Origin of the sequence: Phytopseudomonas straminea, from assembly GCF_900112645.1 — a bacterium.
Classification (GTDB): Bacteria; Pseudomonadota; Gammaproteobacteria; order Pseudomonadales; family Pseudomonadaceae; genus Aquipseudomonas; species Aquipseudomonas straminea.
The window spans coordinates 1-16,815 of record NZ_FOMO01000005.1 but is presented as its reverse complement, the minus strand read 5'-3'; the positions used below and the strand labels follow the sequence as shown (position 1 = coordinate 16,815).

At 62.0% G+C, this 16,815-nt stretch carries 19 protein-coding genes; 13 read left to right on the top strand and 6 right to left on the bottom strand.

Translation table 11 applies throughout. The annotated features are described in order from the left end of the window. Positions 1-57: 57 nt before the first annotated feature. Together fabA and fabB are read left to right on the top strand one after the other, a co-directional pair. The gene (gene fabA / locus BM279_RS13155) at positions 58-573 is read left to right on the top strand and encodes a 3-hydroxyacyl-[acyl-carrier-protein] dehydratase FabA (RefSeq protein WP_013791679.1); all 516 of its coding nucleotides are present in this window, start codon (positions 58-60) and stop codon (positions 571-573) included. Between the two features lie 12 nt (positions 574-585). Continuing rightward, the gene (fabB, locus tag BM279_RS13150) at positions 586-1,803 is read left to right on the top strand and encodes a beta-ketoacyl-ACP synthase I (protein ID WP_093504329.1); all 1,218 of its coding nucleotides are present in this window, start codon (positions 586-588) and stop codon (positions 1,801-1,803) included. Positions 1,804-1,864: 61 nt separating this feature from the next. Here the strand turns inward: fabB and BM279_RS13145 are convergent, their stop codons facing one another. Together BM279_RS13145 and BM279_RS13140 are read right to left on the bottom strand one after the other, a co-directional pair. Next, a complete protein-coding gene (locus tag BM279_RS13145; protein ID WP_093504327.1) occupies positions 1,865-2,329 on the bottom strand; it encodes a DUF3859 domain-containing protein in 465 nt (154 codons plus the stop codon). A gap of 61 nt (positions 2,330-2,390) precedes the next feature. Further along, positions 2,391-3,419 carry an amidohydrolase family protein gene (locus BM279_RS13140; RefSeq protein ID WP_208604536.1) on the bottom strand — a complete coding sequence of 343 codons (1,029 nt, stop codon included), beginning with the start codon at positions 3,417-3,419 and terminating at the stop codon, positions 2,391-2,393. 182 nt (positions 3,420-3,601) lie between these two features. Between BM279_RS13140 and BM279_RS13135 the strand changes: the two genes are divergently transcribed. The 3 genes from BM279_RS13135 to BM279_RS13125 all read left to right on the top strand — a co-directional run bounded on the left by BM279_RS13135 (position 3,602) and on the right by BM279_RS13125 (position 5,769). After that, positions 3,602-4,150, top strand: coding sequence for a sigma-70 family RNA polymerase sigma factor (locus tag BM279_RS13135; protein WP_093504325.1), 549 nt, complete (start codon positions 3,602-3,604; stop codon positions 4,148-4,150). Then, positions 4,147-4,857 (top strand): anti-sigma factor, encoded by a 711-nt coding sequence (locus tag BM279_RS13130; RefSeq protein WP_093504323.1) that lies wholly within the window; start codon positions 4,147-4,149, stop codon positions 4,855-4,857. Before BM279_RS13135 ends, BM279_RS13130 begins: the two co-directional genes overlap by 4 nt. A gap of 126 nt (positions 4,858-4,983) precedes the next feature. Continuing rightward, positions 4,984-5,769, top strand: coding sequence for a DUF4394 domain-containing protein (locus BM279_RS13125; protein WP_244154164.1), 786 nt, complete (start codon positions 4,984-4,986; stop codon positions 5,767-5,769). Positions 5,770-5,815: 46 nt separating this feature from the next. Here the strand turns inward: BM279_RS13125 and BM279_RS13120 are convergent, their stop codons facing one another. After that, positions 5,816-6,595: a dienelactone hydrolase family protein gene (locus tag BM279_RS13120; protein WP_093504321.1), complete on the bottom strand. Its 780-nt coding sequence runs from the start codon at positions 6,593-6,595 to the stop codon at positions 5,816-5,818. Positions 6,596-6,707: 112 nt separating this feature from the next. Next, positions 6,708-7,316, bottom strand: coding sequence for an FMN-dependent NADH-azoreductase (locus tag BM279_RS13115; RefSeq protein WP_093504319.1), 609 nt, complete (start codon positions 7,314-7,316; stop codon positions 6,708-6,710). A gap of 138 nt (positions 7,317-7,454) precedes the next feature. On the opposite strand from BM279_RS13115, the gene BM279_RS13110 reads away from it, so the two are divergent. The 3 genes from BM279_RS13110 to BM279_RS13100 are packed head-to-tail and all read left to right on the top strand — an operon-like array spanning position 7,455 to position 9,981. Next, positions 7,455-8,435, top strand: coding sequence for a LysR substrate-binding domain-containing protein (locus tag BM279_RS13110; protein ID WP_093504317.1), 981 nt, complete (start codon positions 7,455-7,457; stop codon positions 8,433-8,435). Further along, positions 8,432-9,631 carry an MFS transporter gene (locus BM279_RS13105; RefSeq protein ID WP_093504315.1) on the top strand — a complete coding sequence of 400 codons (1,200 nt, stop codon included), beginning with the start codon at positions 8,432-8,434 and terminating at the stop codon, positions 9,629-9,631. The genes BM279_RS13110 and BM279_RS13105 overlap by 4 nt, the downstream gene beginning before the upstream one ends. Next, positions 9,628-9,981 (top strand): MmcQ/YjbR family DNA-binding protein, encoded by a 354-nt coding sequence (locus BM279_RS13100; protein ID WP_093504313.1) that lies wholly within the window; start codon positions 9,628-9,630, stop codon positions 9,979-9,981. The genes BM279_RS13105 and BM279_RS13100 overlap by 4 nt, the downstream gene beginning before the upstream one ends. On the opposite strand, the gene BM279_RS13095 is transcribed toward BM279_RS13100, so the two are convergent. Together BM279_RS13095 and BM279_RS13090 are read right to left on the bottom strand one after the other, a co-directional pair. After that, positions 9,976-10,701 carry a DUF1294 domain-containing protein gene (locus BM279_RS13095; protein ID WP_093504311.1) on the bottom strand — a complete coding sequence of 242 codons (726 nt, stop codon included), beginning with the start codon at positions 10,699-10,701 and terminating at the stop codon, positions 9,976-9,978. The two genes, BM279_RS13100 and BM279_RS13095, sit on opposite strands and share 6 nt — an antisense overlap. A gap of 23 nt (positions 10,702-10,724) precedes the next feature. Beyond that, positions 10,725-11,555, bottom strand: coding sequence for an undecaprenyl-diphosphate phosphatase (locus BM279_RS13090; protein WP_093504309.1), 831 nt, complete (start codon positions 11,553-11,555; stop codon positions 10,725-10,727). Between the two features lie 234 nt (positions 11,556-11,789). Between BM279_RS13090 and pnuC the strand changes: the two genes are divergently transcribed. The 5 genes from pnuC (at position 11,790) to queD (ending at position 16,454) form a co-directional block, all read left to right on the top strand. Then, on the top strand, positions 11,790-12,356 hold the full coding sequence (pnuC, locus tag BM279_RS13085; RefSeq protein ID WP_093504307.1) for a nicotinamide riboside transporter PnuC: 567 nt from the start codon (positions 11,790-11,792) through the stop codon (positions 12,354-12,356). After that, positions 12,353-12,883, top strand: coding sequence for an AAA family ATPase (locus BM279_RS13080; protein WP_093504305.1), 531 nt, complete (start codon positions 12,353-12,355; stop codon positions 12,881-12,883). Before pnuC ends, BM279_RS13080 begins: the two co-directional genes overlap by 4 nt. 102 nt (positions 12,884-12,985) lie before the next feature. Further along, on the top strand, positions 12,986-14,896 hold the full coding sequence (locus tag BM279_RS13075; protein WP_093504303.1) for a di-heme-cytochrome C peroxidase: 1,911 nt from the start codon (positions 12,986-12,988) through the stop codon (positions 14,894-14,896). Further along, positions 14,889-16,031, top strand: coding sequence for a catalase family protein (locus tag BM279_RS13070; protein ID WP_093504301.1), 1,143 nt, complete (start codon positions 14,889-14,891; stop codon positions 16,029-16,031). The genes BM279_RS13075 and BM279_RS13070 overlap by 8 nt, the downstream gene beginning before the upstream one ends. A gap of 66 nt (positions 16,032-16,097) precedes the next feature. Next, positions 16,098-16,454 (top strand): 6-carboxytetrahydropterin synthase QueD, encoded by a 357-nt coding sequence (gene queD / locus BM279_RS13065; RefSeq protein ID WP_075961648.1) that lies wholly within the window; start codon positions 16,098-16,100, stop codon positions 16,452-16,454. Positions 16,455-16,815 lie beyond the last annotated feature (361 nt).

The window sequence follows — 16,815 nt, the reverse complement described above, 5'->3', positions numbered from 1 at the left end:
CAGCCGGCCAGGACGATTTACCCAGCCGAGGCGCGTGGGGATTATTGAGGAGCTCGCATGACCAAACAAAACGCCTTCACCCAGGAAGATCTGTTGCGCTGCAGCCGCGGCGAACTGTTCGGCCCGGGTAATGCGCAACTGCCCGCCCCCAACATGTTGATGATCGACCGGATCGTCCACATCAGCGAAACGGGCGGCAAGTACGGCAAAGGCGAAATTGTCGCAGAGCTCGATATCAATCCTGATCTGTGGTTCTTCGGCTGCCATTTCGAAGGTGACCCGGTCATGCCAGGCTGCCTGGGCCTCGATGCCATGTGGCAGCTGGTCGGCTTCTTCCTCGGCTGGCAGGGTAACCCCGGCCGTGGTCGCGCCCTGGGTTCGGGCGAAGTGAAATTCTTCGGTCAGGTTCTGCCGACCGCCAAGAAGGTCACCTACAACATCCATATCAAACGCACCATCACCCGCTCGCTGATCCTGGCGATCGCCGATGGCACCGTGAGTGTCGATGGTCGCGAGATCTACAGTGCCGAAAGCCTGCGCGTCGGCCTGTTCACTTCCACCGACAGTTTCTAAAGGATCCTTTCCATGCGTCGCGTCGTTATTACCGGTCTAGGCATCGTTTCCTGCCTGGGCAATGACAAAGAAACCGTCTCCGCCAACCTTCGCGCTGGCCGCCCCGGTATCCGCTTCAATCCGGAATACGCCGAGAAGGGTCTGCGCAGCCACGTATCGGGCTCCGTCGACCTGAACCTGGAAGAGTTGATCGACCGCAAGCTGTTCCGCTTCATGGGTGATGCCGCTGCCTACGCCTACCTGGCGATGGAGCAGGCGATCAAGGATTCCGGCCTCAGCGAAGAGCAGGTATCGAACCCGCGTACCGGCCTGATCGCCGGCTCCGGCGGCGCCTCCACGCTGAACCAGATGGAAGCCATCGACACCCTGCGCGAGAAAGGCGTCAAGCGTGTTGGTCCCTACCGCGTTACCCGCACCATGGGCAGCACCGTATCGGCCTGCCTGGCGACTCCGTTCAAGATCAAGGGCGTCAACTTCTCGATCTCCTCGGCGTGCGCGACCAGCGCCCACTGCATCGGCCAGGCCATGGAGCAGATCCAGCTCGGCAAGCAGGACGTGGTCTTTGCCGGTGGTGGCGAGGAAGAGCACTGGAGCCAGAGCTGCCTGTTCGACGCCATGGGCGCCCTCTCCACTCAGTACAACGACACCCCGGAAAAAGCCTCGCGCGCCTACGATGCCAACCGTGACGGTTTCGTCATCGCTGGCGGCGGCGGCATGGTCGTGGTCGAGGAACTGGAGCACGCTCTGGCTCGCGGCGCGAAGATCTACGCGGAAATCGTCGGCTATGGCGCGACTTCCGATGGCTACGACATGGTTGCCCCGAGCGGCGAAGGCGCGGTGCGCTGTATGCAGCAGGCGCTGGCCACCGTCGACAGCCCGATCGACTACCTCAACACCCACGGCACCTCGACTCCGGTCGGCGACGTCGCGGAAATCAAGGGTATTCGTGAAGTGTTCGCAGGCAACGCCCCGGCCATCAGCTCCACCAAGAGCCTGTCGGGTCACAGCCTGGGCGCCGCTGGCGTGCACGAGGCGATCTACTGCCTGCTGATGATGGAAGGCAACTTCATCACCGCCTCGGCCAACATCGAAGAGCTGGACCCGGCGGTCGCTGACCTGCCGATCCTGCGCGAGACTCGCGAGAACGCCAAGCTGGACACCATCATGTCCAACAGCTTCGGCTTCGGTGGCACTAACGCCACCCTGGTCCTCAAGCGCTGGGCCAACTGATCGGTTGCCTGCAATAAAAAACGGCGCCCTAGGGCGCCGTTTTTTATTGCCCGACGGTTTCTCAGCGCACGTCGAAGCGTTGCTCGGCCAGCTTACGGTCGCCCTGGAACAGCAGAAAATGCCACTCCCCTGGCACCACTTCGTTGTTCTCGGAAAACTCGAAGGCCATGACATCGTGAGGTGCATCGGGCACCAGCTTCTGGGTCACCACGAACTTGTCGTGGCGCTGGCCATCGGCGCCGATCACGCCCGGAGTGAGATACAGCAGCGTCAACGGCTCACCGTCAGCCGTCTTGCCGCTCAGGGTGTAACGCATGCCGAACTTGGTGCCGAGCTTGGCGGGCACCACGCTAGTGTGCTCGATCTGCTGGTCGGACTGGCTCAATACCCGCTCCCCCGGCTGGAAATCCTTGTGCTGGCTGATGAAGACGCCGTACTCGACAGGACCCTGCACCTTCACCTCAGCCTGAACTAGCCCGGCTGCCAGCAGCAACGCCGTCATCGTCGCGAATCGAAACTGTTGCATCTCACGCTCCTGTTTTGGAATGGCGCGAGGCTATGACGCGGCGATGACAGCCTGATGACAATCAGCGTGAAGCGGGCAGCGACTCCTGTACCTTGCGCGGCAGGATGGACAGGAAGTTGTCGCGGGCGACCTTGTGGGCTACCTCCTCGGGCAACGCATCGAGGAAGCGGTCGAAGCCGTGCATGTATTCGCCCATGCTGTCGAAGCGGCCGACCACGTCGGAGCCGACCATGAAACGATCGGGGTAGCGCTCGACCAGCTTTACCCATTTGGGGTCCGGCTTGCCGCTCTCATCGGTCAGGTAGGGCCTGAGCATGGTCCACGACAGGTCGATGTACAGATTGGGGTAACTATCCAGCATGCGCGCCAGGGTGTCGTAGAGAAAATCCAGTTTCTCCTGATGGCGATGAATTTCCATGCTGGTGCCGGCGTGGGCCCAAATGAAGCGCACGTGGGGATGATTGCGCAGCGGCTCCTCGATCTCCTGCAGGTACAGCGGATTGCGCTCGCGCTTGGAGGTGATGTTGGAGTGCATCATCACCGGCAGGTCGTACTCGGCAGACAGGTGATAGACACGTGTCATGGCCTCGTTATTGGCTCGCGGCGTGCTGCCCTCGATCAGCGAGGTGAGGTCGTCATGGCGGGTAAATACTTCGCCGATGCCCTGCCACAGCCCAGGGTCTAGCTCCAGCATGCGGCGAATGTGGGAGTCGGAGTTCTTGTCGTTGGGGTTGAAGCCGGACAGAAACGGATGGAAGCGATGGCGCTGCGCCTCGGGAACCTTTTTGTAGGCATGGGCGATCAGCACATCGGTGGCGCTGTACCAATAGGCTGCAGCGTCGTCGCCAGCGTAATAACGCGGACGCTTGGGTTCGTCCTCATGCCATTTCTTGGCCACCGGAATGCCCGAGAACATCACATGGTCGACCTTGGACTCATCCATGCGTTCGAGCAGCATGTCCATGCCGGCGCTTTCCTGGAAGAAATCCACGTAATGCAGGTGGGCGTCGCTGTAGCGATAGTCTCGCGCCTCGGCGAGGCCGACCAAAAGCCCCGCAGACAATAGAAAACCCAGGCGAATCAGACGCATGTAGACGCTCCTCTATCACTGAGCAGCATAGACTGTGGCCGCTTCGCTCGAGTTCAGGCTATTGGCAGCCGCTGCCCCAGCGTTGCCGAGACTAATTGTTTCATTGCCGGCACATCCAAACGGCCTGCTCTCGGGTATAACCCTTGCCATCCTCAGGACGCAGCCCAGCACAGGACGACGGCATGTCTGACCCGATGTTCGATTACGACCATACCCTGGAAGCCTGCGCGCGCAATGACGAGCGCGCCTTTCAGGCGCTGTATCGCCAAGAGTCGGCGCAGATGCTCGGGCTGGCCATCAGCCTGCTGGGCCAGCGCGATGCTGCCGAGGACTGCCTGCATGATGCCTTCGTGCAGATATGGCGCAATGCGGGGCGCTTTCAGCGTGCGCTGGGTGGCGGCCGGGCCTGGATCTACAGCATCCTGCGCTATCGCGCACTGAATCAATTGCGCCAGCGCGGCCGCACGGTGGCACTGGTCGACGACATCGCCGAGCAGCTGATTGACGACACCCCATCGGCCGCTCAGCAGCACGAACAGCAGTCGGACAGGCGCCATTTGCGCGGATGCCTACAAAAGCTTGAGCGGCCGCGGCGTCATCCGGTTCTGCTGGCGTTCTATCGCGGCCTGACCCACGAGCAGATCGCCGAGCGCCTGAGCACACCGCTGGGCACCATCAAAGGGCGCATTCGCAGTGGCTTGCGCGCATTGCAGGAGTGTTTGCAACGATGATCAGCACTGACCCCTCAGAACGCCGTGCACTTATCGGTGAATACGTTCTTGGCCTGCTTGAACAGGAACAGGCTGCCGAAATTGCCGAGCTGATCGAGCGCGCCCCCCAGGCTGCCGAGATGGCTCTGCAATGGGAGCAGCATTTTCTCGAACTCAGTGACAGGCTCGAACCCAGCTCGCCCTCACCCGGACTCTGGCCACGCATCCAACAGACGCTCAATCTGAATCGACAAACGAGCGCCTGGCAGCAGTGGTGGTCGAACCTCAATACCTGGCGCCTGACCAGTGCTGCCTTGGCACTCGCGCTGATCGCCGCCTTGCTGCCTATGCCGTGGCAGGCCGACACGCCTGGGCCTTCGGCGATCTATACCGCTGTACTGCAGCCGCCAGGCGAAGCCGCAGCACCGGGCTGGGTGGTGCATATCGATGCGACCGGCACCTTGCTGCTGGAGCCACTGCGTGACGACCAGGTTGCGGCAGACCGCTCGGTACAGTTCTGGACGCTCGTCGATCCGAAGGATGGCCCCCGCTCTCTCGGCCTGGTCGAGCCGGGCGAACGCCTGACGCTCACGGCTGAACAGATTGGCGCGGTACGCGCCGGCCAGCTGTTCGAGCTGACCCTGGAGCCAGCTGGTGGCTCACCACTGAGCAGACCTACTGGCGAGGTGCTGTATATCGGTCGCGCGGTGACGGCAGCGCTGAACTGATGTAAGCAGATGTGTCTGGCGACATCTGCCTGGCGATCTCGGGGGTATGGATAACAGGTGCTTAACCACGGTACCTAGATGCCAGCGCGAAGAATCCTTCGCGCCCTACCCATAGAGAGGACGCTCATGAATATTTCCAAGAAAGTGCTCGGTATCGCCATCACCGCCGCTGCTCTGGGCTGTGCCACTGCCAATGCCGATGATCTGCTGGCCCTGAGTGCAGCTGGCAAACTGCTCCACATCGACACCAAGACCCTTACCGTCGCTTCCGATATGAAACTAAGCGGTGTTTCCAGTCTGCGCGGAATCGATATTCGCCCAGCCAATGGCTCGCTGTACGGCGTGGATGAAGCCGGCCAGCTCTACACCATCGATACCAAGAGCGGCGCAGCCACCAAGGCCGTCAAGCTCAGCCAAGCGCTACCGGGCATAGGCCAGGCCGTGGTCGACTTCAACCCGGTCGCCGACCGCCTGCGCTTGCTGGCGGCCGATGGCACCAGCCTGCGCGTCAATGTCGAGAGCGGTGAGGTGGTAGTGGACGGCAAGGTCGCCTATGCGAAGGATGGTCCGTACGCTGGCAAGACGCCCAAGGTATTAGCCGGTGCCTACACCAACGCCTACAAGGGCACCGAGAAAACTGCGCTGTACACCGTCGACCTGGCGACCGGCAACCTGATGCTGCAGAACCCGCCAAATGATGGCATCCAGCAGGTGGTTGGCAAGATCGCCGATAACCTGCACAGCGCCGCGCTGGACATCAAGAGCGATGGCAAGGGCGGCAATACCGCCTATTTGCTGACGGGTACCACGCTGCACCAACTCGACCTGGAAACGGGCAAGGCCACAGCTCTGGGCGAGATCAAGAACCTGCCCGACGGCATCATCGACATTGCAGTTCTGCCAGCCAAATAATCCGAAAAAGGGGAAGACCGCACGGCCTTCCCCTCTCTGTTTCGCGTTACTCGAACACCTCATCGAGCAGATTGTTCATCGCCTTGAATGCACGCGCTGCGACCAATGGATGGTACTGATTGCTGCCTGGCGCATTGGCCAGCGGATCGGTGAACGAATGCACCGCACCACCGTAGCTGACCAGTTGCCAGTCCACCTTGGCAGCCTTCATTTCCGCCTCGAACCCATCGACCTGAGCCGGCAGCACGGCCGGATCATCCGCACCATGCAGCACCAGCACCGGCGCCTTGATGTTATTGGCGTCAGCGGGGTTGGGTGTGTCCAGGTTGCCATGGAAGGACACGAAGGCTTTCAGCGGAGCACCCGAGCGGGCCAGTTCGAGAACCGTGCCACCGCCAAAGCAGAAGCCGATCGCGCCCAGCTTGGCGCTGTTCAGGGCGACCTGGCTGGTTTGTGCCTTGAGCACCTCGACAGCCGCCTGAGCACGCTTGCGCATCAGCGCGCGGTCGCTGCGCACGGTGGTGGCAGCCTGCTTGGCTTCGTCGGCATTGCTGGGGCGGATACTCTTGCCGTACATATCGGCCACGAATACCACGTACTTGTCGCCAGCAGCACGGGCGGCCTTCTCGGCAGAGGCGTCGGTGACACCCAGCCAGTTGGGCACCATCAGCAAACCGGGACGCGGTTCGCTGATCGCGTCGTCGTACACCAGTTTGCCTTCGAACGGCTGGCCGTCGATCTCGTAGGGGACGCTCTTGACTACCACACCCGCTTCCGCCAGCCCGGCAAGGCCCAGCAACGCTGCCGACAACAGTGATTTCCTCATGGCATGACTCCCTTGTGTCTGTACCCAGTGACTGCAGCCGATGCTGCGCCTGGCAAACAAGGAAGCACATTTGCGGCGCCGGGGAAACCCGACGTCGCCAGCAGATGCTCGATCAGGCAGCTTCGAACAGACCGTCGATCTGTGCCTGAGCGCCACGCAGAGCATTGGCTTTAGGCTCGTCGCCGTACGCCAGGCCTTCGGCACGCACCACTTCGATGTCGGTGATGCCCAGGAAATTCAGAACCAGGATCAGGTAGTCCTCGTGAGCCTTGCCGCTGGCTTGCCCAGCGTGGATGCCGCCGGCGGTGGAAACGATCACCACTTTCTTGCCGCCAGCCAGGCCTTGCTGGCCATTCTCAGTGTAGGAGAAGGTCTTGCCGGCGACCGCAATACGGTCGATCCAGGCCTTGAGCTGGGTCGGCACAGTGAAGTTGTACATCGGCGCGCCGATCACGATGGCATCGGCCGCCAGGAATTCTTCCAGGGTCGCTTCGGCCAGGGCCACTTCGTGAGCCTGGGCGGCGTCGCGCAGCTCGGCCGGAGTACCGCCGGCAACAAAGCTGGCAGCAGACAGATGACTTAGCGCATCGCTGGCCAGGTCGCGGTAAGTGACCTCGACATTGACCTCGCTATTTTTCCAGGCGTGGGTTACGGCAGCGCTGAGCTGGCGAGAAGCGGAAGCGTCGCCAAGAATGCTGGAATCGATGTGCAGAAGTTTCATGAAGGTCTCCTTGAAAGAAGTCAGTGACTGTTCGATGGGTTAATCCTATCAATGGAGCCAATCGCTGATTAGGCGGTAAAAATGCGATGATGCGTTCCACCAATGGGACAAACGTATTTTGCGTAATTCGGAGCCTTCATGCAGGACCTCAACGACCTGATGTATTTCGCCAAGGTGGTCGAGCACGGCGGCTTCAGCGCGGCCGGGCAGCAGTTGGGCATTCCCAAATCGCGGCTGTCACGGCGGGTGGCCGAGCTGGAGGCTCGCCTGGGCGTGCGCCTGCTGCAACGCACCACCCGCAAGCTGGCGCTGACCGAAACCGGAGAGCGCTACCTGCGCCACTGCCAGGCGATGCTGCTCGAAGCCGAGCAGGCGCAAGAGGCCGTGGCTTCGCTGAGCAGCGAACCACGCGGGCGGGTGCGCATGTCCTGCCCAGTGGAAATGGCACGCGCCGGTCTGCATCCGGTAATCACCAGCTTTCTGGTCAAGTACCCGCTGGTGCAGCTCGATGTGGTGCTGACCAACCGCCGCGTCGATCTGTTGCAGGAAGGCATCGACGTCGCACTGCGCGTGCGTGACCAGAGCGATGAGGATCCCTCGCTGATTGCTCGTCAGTTGGCGCCCGCCTCTGCCTATCTGGTGGCTGCGCCAGCGCTGCTGCATGGACTGGACATCCGTACGCCCGACGATTTGCAACAGCTTCCGGCGCTGGGCGCGGCGGCCAGCGACAGGCGTATCCATCATCTGCTCAGAAACTCAGCCGGTGTACGACGTGAAGTGGCGCTGGAAGCACGCTTGAGCATCGAAGACTTCGATATCCGCCGGGAGGCCGCGCTGAAGGGGCTGGGTTTCAGCATGCTGCCGCACACCAAATGCGTGACCGATCTGCAGGCAGGCCGCCTGGTGCGCCTGCTCCCGGACTGGAACCTGCCCGGCGGCCACCTGCAGGTCGTCTACCCTCACCGGCGCGGCATGCTGCCAGCAGTGCGCGCCTGGCTCGAGCATATGATCCAGGCCAGCAGCGAGGGCTGGCTGATGCCTGGAACGGACCTGGCTCGCACAGAGTCAGACCAACCTGATAACGTTATCTCCCACTCCACCGCACAGGACACTCGATGACCACCCGCAAGCCCCAGGCACCCGGCCAGACCGCGCAAATTCTAGCCGCGGTGTTCTTCACCTTCATCGGCTTTCTCTGCGTTGGCCTGCCCCTGGCGGTACTACCCGGTTTCGTGCTCAACGACCTGGGTTACGGCTCGGTGATGGCGGGCCTGGTAATCAGCCTGCAGTACCTCGTCACCCTGGTTTCACGGCCAATCACGGGAATGCTGATCGACCGGATCGGCCCCAAGCGCGCGGTGGTCTACGGTCTGGGCGGTACCCTGGGTAGCGGCGTGCTGACCCTGGCGGCGACCAGCCTGCATGAGGTATCCGGCGCGATAGGCCTGGGCCTGTTGCTGGCCGGGCGTGTGGCCCTGGGCATTTCCCAGGCGCTGATCGGTACCGGTTCGATCACCTGGGGCATCGGCCGGGTCGGCGCAGAGAACACCGCACGGGTGATTTCCTGGAACGGCATCGCCTCCTACGGCGCCATCGCCATCGGCGCACCACTGGGCGTTCTGATGGCCTCGCAGCTCGGCTTGTGGAGCATCGGCGCGGCCATCACCCTGCTCAGCCTCGGCGCGTTGTGGGTGGCACGCGACAAACCAGCCATCCCGGTCATCCAGGGCAAGCGCCTGCCGTTTCACAACGTCTTTCTGGCCATCGCCCCCAATGGCTTGGCGCTGGCCTTGGGCTCCATCGGCTTCGGCACCCTGGCAACCTTCGTCACCCTGTATTACGCGAGCCTCGGTTGGGAACACGCCGCCTATTGCCTGAGCGCATTCGGCCTGGCCTTCATCGCCGCGCGGCTGTTGTTCGCCGGCGCCATCGAGCGGCGCGGAGGCTATCGGGTCGCGACCGTCTGCCTGGCAATCGAAACCCTTGGCCTGTTGCTGCTGTGGATCGCACCGATCCCGGCTCTGGCCCTGTGTGGCGCAGCGCTGACCGGCTTCGGCCTGTCGCTGGTGTATCCGGCGCTTGGCGTCGAGGCGATCGGCAACATTCCCGCGGCCAGCCGCAGTTCGGCACTGGGCGCCTACGCGCTGTTCTTCGATCTGGCGTTGGGCGTGGCCGGCCCCCTGATGGGCCTTGTCGCCACCGCCTATGACTATGGCGCGGTGTTTCTCGCCTCGGGCTTGCTGTCGCTGCTTGGCCTGGGGCTGAGCGTGTTACTGCTACGCCGTGCCGAGCGGCCGAAGGCGGTGCAGCCGTGACTCGTGACGAACTGATCGCCTTCTGCCTGCAACTGCCGGGAGCTCGGGTGGATTACAAGTGGGGCAGCAACCAGGTGTTTTCCGTGGCGCACAACAAGATGTTCGCCATTCTCGATTTTCTCGGTGACAACCTGGCCTTCAAGGTAGATGCCGCGCTGTTTCTGGGTTTCACCGATCGCCCCGGTATTCGCCCGGCGCCCTACCTCGCCCGCGCCCACTGGATCAGCATGAACGGCAGCCAACCGCCGCTGGGTGACGAGGAGCTGCGCGATCTGCTGACCCGCTCCCACCAACTGGTAGTGCGGCGCCTGCCACGCAAGCAGCAGGTCGGCCTGCTGCTCGATCTATAGCAGGCTGCGCAACCAACCGCTGGTGTAGGCACCACCGAGCAAGAGCTGATCGATCCAGACCAGTTGGTGAAGCGCCACGATGGACCAGAAAACCAGCTGGTAGGACGCCTTGCGCGTCTTGTGCCGAAAGGCTTGCTGAGCCACCAGGGCTCCCGGCCAGCCCCCAGCCAGTTCGACCAGATGCAAGGTGTTTTCCGGCGTACGCTGGCGGCCCTGCTGGGCGCTGTTCTTGTCGTGCCAGTAGAGGAAGAAGCACAGCACGCTGACCACGGGATAGAGCAACGCCGGCCATACCATTCCGCTAGCCAGCCAACGCAGTGCGCCGAACACAGGAAGCAAACAAAGCGCGGCGAAAACCAGCCATTTGGCGAGCGGATTGCGCACGGCAGCCGCTGGCCGACGATCGCCGCGCGTAGTTGGCCTGGCAGCCTTGGTGTTTGGCCTGCCTGCGTTGGGCTTGGCGGTAGTCGGCTTGACGCGAATCTGCGGCTGATCGATCGCCAGTTCACCGGCCAGGCGCACATGCTCGGCGCGCAAGCGGCCCTTGTCGTCGCGCCCGGCCACGAACAGCACCTGGTCCCCGGCAGTGGGCCGACGATCGCCACGCATCGCCGAAATGTGCGCGAACACGTCGGTTCCACCGGCAAGGGGCTGAATGAACCCGAAGCCCTTGTCATCGTCCCAGCGTTTGATGCGGCCCGCCTGCTCCCTGCTCTGCATATGCGTCCTTAACGGCTGGGCGATCAGCCCTCCGCCGTGCTCCAGTCGATCCAGCCGAACTGCCAGGTGGCCAGAATCAATAGGCCGAAGGCAATTCGGTACCAGGCAAATACCGCGTAACTGTGGTTGGCGATGAATACCAGCAGCGCACGCACCGTCAGCATGGCGACGACGAAGGTGGTGACGAAACCGATGGCGAATACCGGCAGATCGCTCAGTTGCAGGATATCCCGGTACTTGTAGAGCGAGTACACCGTGGCGGCGACCATGGTCGGCATCGCAAGGAAGAACGAGAACTCGGTGGCTGCCTTGCGCGACAGGCCGAACAGCAGGCCGCCGATGATGGTCGAGCCGGAGCGCGAGGTACCCGGAATCAATGCCAGGCACTGGGCGAAACCGACCTTGAGAGCCAGCTTCCAGTCCATGTCGTCGACCGTTTCGGCGACGATGCGGTGCTGACGCTTCTCGGCCCAGAGCATGACCGCGCCACCGATGACCAGCGCGGCGCTGACCGTGATCGGGTTGAACAACCAATGCTCGATGAGATCGGCGAACAGCAGGCCGAGCACCACCGCCGGAAAGAACGCGATCATCAGGTTGACGGTGAAACGCCGGGCCATGGGATCGCTGCCCAGGCCGGTGACCACCGACAGGATGCGCTGACGAAACTCCCACATCACCGCCAGGATGGCGCCAAGCTGGATGATGATTTTGAAGGCCGTGGCGCGTTCGCCGTTGAAATCCAGCAAGTCACCGACCACGATCAGGTGCCCGGTGCTGGAAATGGGCAGAAATTCGGTGAGACCTTCAACGATACCCAGAATCAGCGCCTGAAAAGCGAGCCAACTGTCCATCGAAACTCCTCGGAAAGGTGCCAGATGAACTGGCTGTAAAGGGATTGTTTCTCGGACTGGAGGCGCTGGAGGAGGTTCCAGCGGGGCCGAAAAAAGCGGCAGTTATAAATCACTCGCATGCAATTTCAAAACGCTATCAAACCGAAATTGTCACTTTCCTGTCAGCTGATCGATCTCCCAGGCGCCACAAGCGCTAGAATGCGCGCCCGCCCCACCGTCATACGCCGAGGTTCCATGTCACCGCTCGAAGTCTGCGCCTCGTTGCTCGGCCTGATCGCCGTCTGGCTGACCGTGCGGCAGAACCCCTGGTGCTGGCCGATCGGGCTGGTCATGGTGGTGCTCTACGCCTGGGTGTTCTTCGAGGCCAAGCTCTACTCCAACACGCTGCTGCAATGCGTCTACGCCGCCCTGCAGCTTTACGGCTGGTGGCACTGGACGCGTGGCGACCGCCCCGACGAGCGCCTGCAGGTATCGAGCTTAAACCTGCGCCAGACCCTTTCAGGCCTCGCCCTGGGCGTGCTCGGTTCGGCCGTGCTGGGCCTGCTGATGATGACCTACACCGATGCCAGCGCGCCCTGGCAGGATGCGACCCTGTGCGCTTTCAGCCTCGTCGCGCAGGTGTGGATGGCCAAGAAGCGCGTGCAATGCTGGGCACTGTGGATCCTCTTGGACGTGCTGTTCGTCGTGCTGTTCATCAATCAGGCGCTGTACCTTACCGCTGCGCTGTACGCTCTGTTCACCCTGCTGGCCTGTCATGGCTGGCTGACCTGGCGGCGCGAGCTGCTCGCGGCGCGCCCATGAACGTCCTGGTGCTGACCGGCCCGGAATCGACCGGCAAGAGCTGGCTGGCGAACGAGCTGCAGCAGCGCTTCGGCGGTATCGTGGTCGGTGAATACGTGCGCCACTTCATCGACACGCAGCAACGCGATACCTGCTACGCCGATATTTCTACCATCGCCCACGGTCAGCTCGCCTGGGAAGATGCAGCCCGCGAGCAACGCCCTCACCTGCTGATCCTCGACACCCACCTGCTCAGCAACATTCTTTGGAGCCGCACGCTTTTCTGTGATTGCCCGGATTGGATGGAACCTGCCCTGCTGGCCCGCGAGTATCACCTGCACCTGCTGCTCGACCCGCGTGGCGTCGAATGGGTAGGCGACGGGCAGCGCTGCCAGCCGGATCTGGCGGAGCGCCTGGCCTTTCACCAGGGCTGCGCGCAATGGCTCGAGGCCAACGGCCAGAGCGTGGTGGAAATCGCCGGGACCTGGCATGAACGCCAGCGCGCAGCGGTGAGCTGTGTGGCCAGTTGGCTGGGCGTCGACACCTAGCCCAAACTGAATTTGTTCGCCAGTTGCGCGTGGCATCTTGCCATTAAGTGACGGTATGGGCATAAAGGGGGACGACTGGAAGAACGCCACAAGGACGTCCCGATGCGCCTGATTCGCCGCGCGCTGAAACTCATCGCTCTGCTCGTGCTGACCGCCCTGCTGGTCATCCTCTATTACATCGTCAATCCCAACCTACCGGCTTACACGCCGGCGAAAAAGGTCCATTACCTGGGACAATGGAGCGAACAGCAGCGCCAGTTCTATTACTACACGCCCCAGGGCACTACGGTAAAAGACCTGCATTACGACTGGTTCACCGCCTTGGAAATGCCATTCGGCAAGGCCAAGTTCGCCCACCCCGATTACCTCGCGCGCTTCGGCTTTCTCACCCAACCCGGCCAACAGGCCACGGCCCTGAACCCCGGCAACCTGCCGGTGGGTTTTGCCCGCCACCAGGACGATGAAAGCGGCGTCCAGTATCTGGACATCACCTGCGCCGCCTGCCACACCGGCGAGCTGCGTTACCAGGGCCAGGCGGTGCGCATCGATGGTGGTGCCGCGCTGCACTCGCTGGCGTCCACCGTGCCGACGCTCAAGGGCGGCAGCTTCGGTCAGGCCCTGGGTATGAGCATGGCGTTCACCTACTACAACCCGCTGAAATTCCGTCGCTTCGCCCATGAAGTACTGGGCGAGCATTACGAGCGCGACTACGACAGGCTGCGTGTGGAGTTCAAGCAGGTGCTCGATCGCCTGTTGAGCACCGCCTACAACGACTGGCACCGTGGCCTCTACCCGACCGAGGAAGGCTTCGGCCGTACCGATGCCTTCGGCCGCATCGCCAATACGGTGTTTGGTGACAGCATCGATGCCGCCAACTACCGCGTGGCCGATGCGCCGGTCAGCTATCCGCATCTGTGGGATATCTGGAAATTCGACTGGGTGCAGTGGAACGGTTCGGCCATGCAGCCCATGGCCCGTAACGTCGGCGAGGCACTGGGGGTTGGCGCTACCCTGCAGCTGCTCGACGAAAACGGGCGCCCGGTGCCACACGATCAGCGCTACGCGTCCGGCGTGCGCATCAACGACCTTTATCAGCTGGAAGAAACGCTCAAGCACCTGCAGCCGCCTGCCTGGCCGGAAAAGGTCCTTGGCAAGATCGACCTACCGCTCGCCAGCCGGGGACGCGCCCTGTTCCAGGAAAACTGCGCCCTCTGCCACGCACCGAAGGTGGTTCCGCCAGATCATCGCATGGCACCTGATCGCGACCCCGAGTGGTACATGCAAGTCGTCGACACGTCCATCGTGGGTACCGACTCCACCACCGCCGACAATATCGCCGACCACCGTTTCGACATCCGCAAGCTGGGCTGGAAGAAAGCCGAGCTGGCGAGGCTGGACGTGAAGCTGTTCAGCAACAGCCTCGATAATATCGATTTCAGCGCCATCTCCACTGCCGAGGCGCTGGCCTATGTCACCGCCTACGTCGAAGACCGCGCCTATCGCGACAACGGCATCGCGCCCGAGCAGCGTAAGCGCATGGACGGCTACGGCCTGCCCATTGGCGTCCAGGAGATCCGTGGCTACAAGGCGCGGCCGCTGGATGGCATCTGGGCCACCCCCCCATTCCTGCACAACGGCTCGGTACCGACGCTGTTTCATCTGCTGTCGCCGGTATCGGAGCGGCCCAGCAGCTTCTGGGTGGGCAATTTCGAATTCGATCCAAAGCATGTGGGCTTCGTCAGCGACAAGTTCCAGGGCGGTTTCCTGCTCGATACACGCATCAAGGGCAATGGCAACGGCGGCCATGAATTCCGCGATGGCTGCCGTAACGATGGCGTCATCGGCCGTGGCCTGCAGCCGGAGGAGCGCTGGGCGCTGGTCGAATACCTGAAGGTGCTGGGTAATCCGGCGCTGGAAAACCAGTTGAACGACGTGCCGGCCAAACCCTGGAATCCCGGGCAGAACTGCCAAGGCAGCGTGAATGCAAATCGCAAGGAGTCCAACGATGCTTAAACGATTCTGGCTGTGGCTCGGACGCCTACTGAGCAGAACGCTGGTCACCCTGCTGGTCGTCGGCCTGGGTGGCTGGGCCGTGGGCAGCGCCTATTACAGCTGGAAGTTTTCCGGCCCGGTTTCCAGTGAAGAGCAGATTCCAGCCAATGAGGCCGCCTACACGGCTGGCATCATCGAAGACGCCATTCGCGTCGTCGAGCAACACCGTGACAATACTCGCGTGCTGCGTGACGCCCACGCCAAGGCCCACGGCTGCGTGAAAGCAGAAGTGACGGTCAAGGCAGATCTTGATGAAAGCCTGCGCTACGGCGTGCTCGCCGAACCAGGCAAAACCTGGCAGGCATGGATGCGCCTGTCCAACGGCAACGCCTATCCGCAATTCGACCGCGCTCGCGATGCCCGGGGTATGGCCATCAAGCTACTCGACGTGCCGGGCGCCAAGCTGATGAACAATCAACGCAGTGCTGGCGATCAGGACTTCGTGATGTTCAATCACCCCGCGTTCTTCGTACGTGATGTGGCGGAGTACCGCAGTAACTTCGCCGCACAAGCGGACGGCAAGAAAGCCCTGGCCTTCTTTCCGAGCTGGGATCCGCGAACCTGGGAGATTCGTCACCTGATCATCGCCCTGAAAACCCTGTCCCCCGCCCCCGCCAGCCCGGTGGAAACCACCTACAATTCCATCGCTCCGTTCAAGCTGGGGCCGCACAACATCAAGTATCGGGTCATTCCGACTCCGGAAAACTGCCCGGCTTATGCCATTCCCAAGCCCAATACCGATCTGCCCAACTTCCTGCGCAGCGCCCTCTATCAGCAGCTTTCCCTGGACCGCATGCCGGCTTGCTTCGCCTTGCAGGTGCAGCAGCAAAACCCGGATTACTACATGCCGATCGAAGACCCGAGCGTAGAGTGGGACGAGAAGATCGCGCCGTTCGAGACCGTCGCCGACATACGTCTGCCAGCTCAGGACTTCGATAGCTCGGAGCAGAATCTGTTCTGCGACAACCTGTCGTTCAACCCGTGGCACGCCCTGCCCGAACACCGCCCGATCGGTGGCATCAACCGTTTGCGCAAGGCAGTGTACGAGGCAGTGAGTGTCTATCGTCACGATCGCAACGCTGCGCTGGGCCAGTAAGCCCCTACAGGTTGCAGCAGGCTGCTAGAATCGCAGGCTGTTTGCCCTGTAGAAAAGAGATTGGCCTTGGAACTGTTTAAAGAATTCATCTTCGAAGCCGCCCACCGGCTGCCCCACGTCCCCGAAGGCCACAAGTGCGGTCGCCTGCATGGCCATTCGTTCCGCATCGCGGTCTACATCGAGGGCGAAGTCGATCCGTATACCGGCTGGATTCGCGATTTCTCGGAGATCAAGGCCATCTTCAAGCCGATCTACGAGCAGCTCGACCACAACTACCTCAACGACATCCCCGGCCTGGAAAACCCGACCAGCGAAATCCTCGCCAAGTGGGTATGGCAACAGCTCAAGCCATTGCTGCCGGAATTGTCACGCATCCGTATCCATGAGACCTGCACCAGCGGTTGCGAGTATCGCGGCGACTAAAACGATCTTGCTTCCGCGGTTTCATTGCGGAAGGAACAAGGTAGAAACAACAAAGCCCGCGCTATGCGGGCTTTGTTGTTTCTGAGCCAAGATCATCCTGGGCATTGATATGCTCGGCAGGCGTGGTCCATGCCAGGTAGGTCATTTGGGCATCGCGACAAACTCGCACCAGCTCCCCGGGTTACGCCTTCGGCTAACCCAGGCTACTTACCTCTAGCAACTTATCGCTACGGTACGGCTTTTACGGCTGCCTCTTACGTAGTCTGCGGTAGAGCGAAGCGATACCCAGGTCAGCGTGCGCTCTGGCCGCCTGGCTGGCGCACTGTGCATTAGCCTTCGAATTTCCCGGCCCGAAAAGACG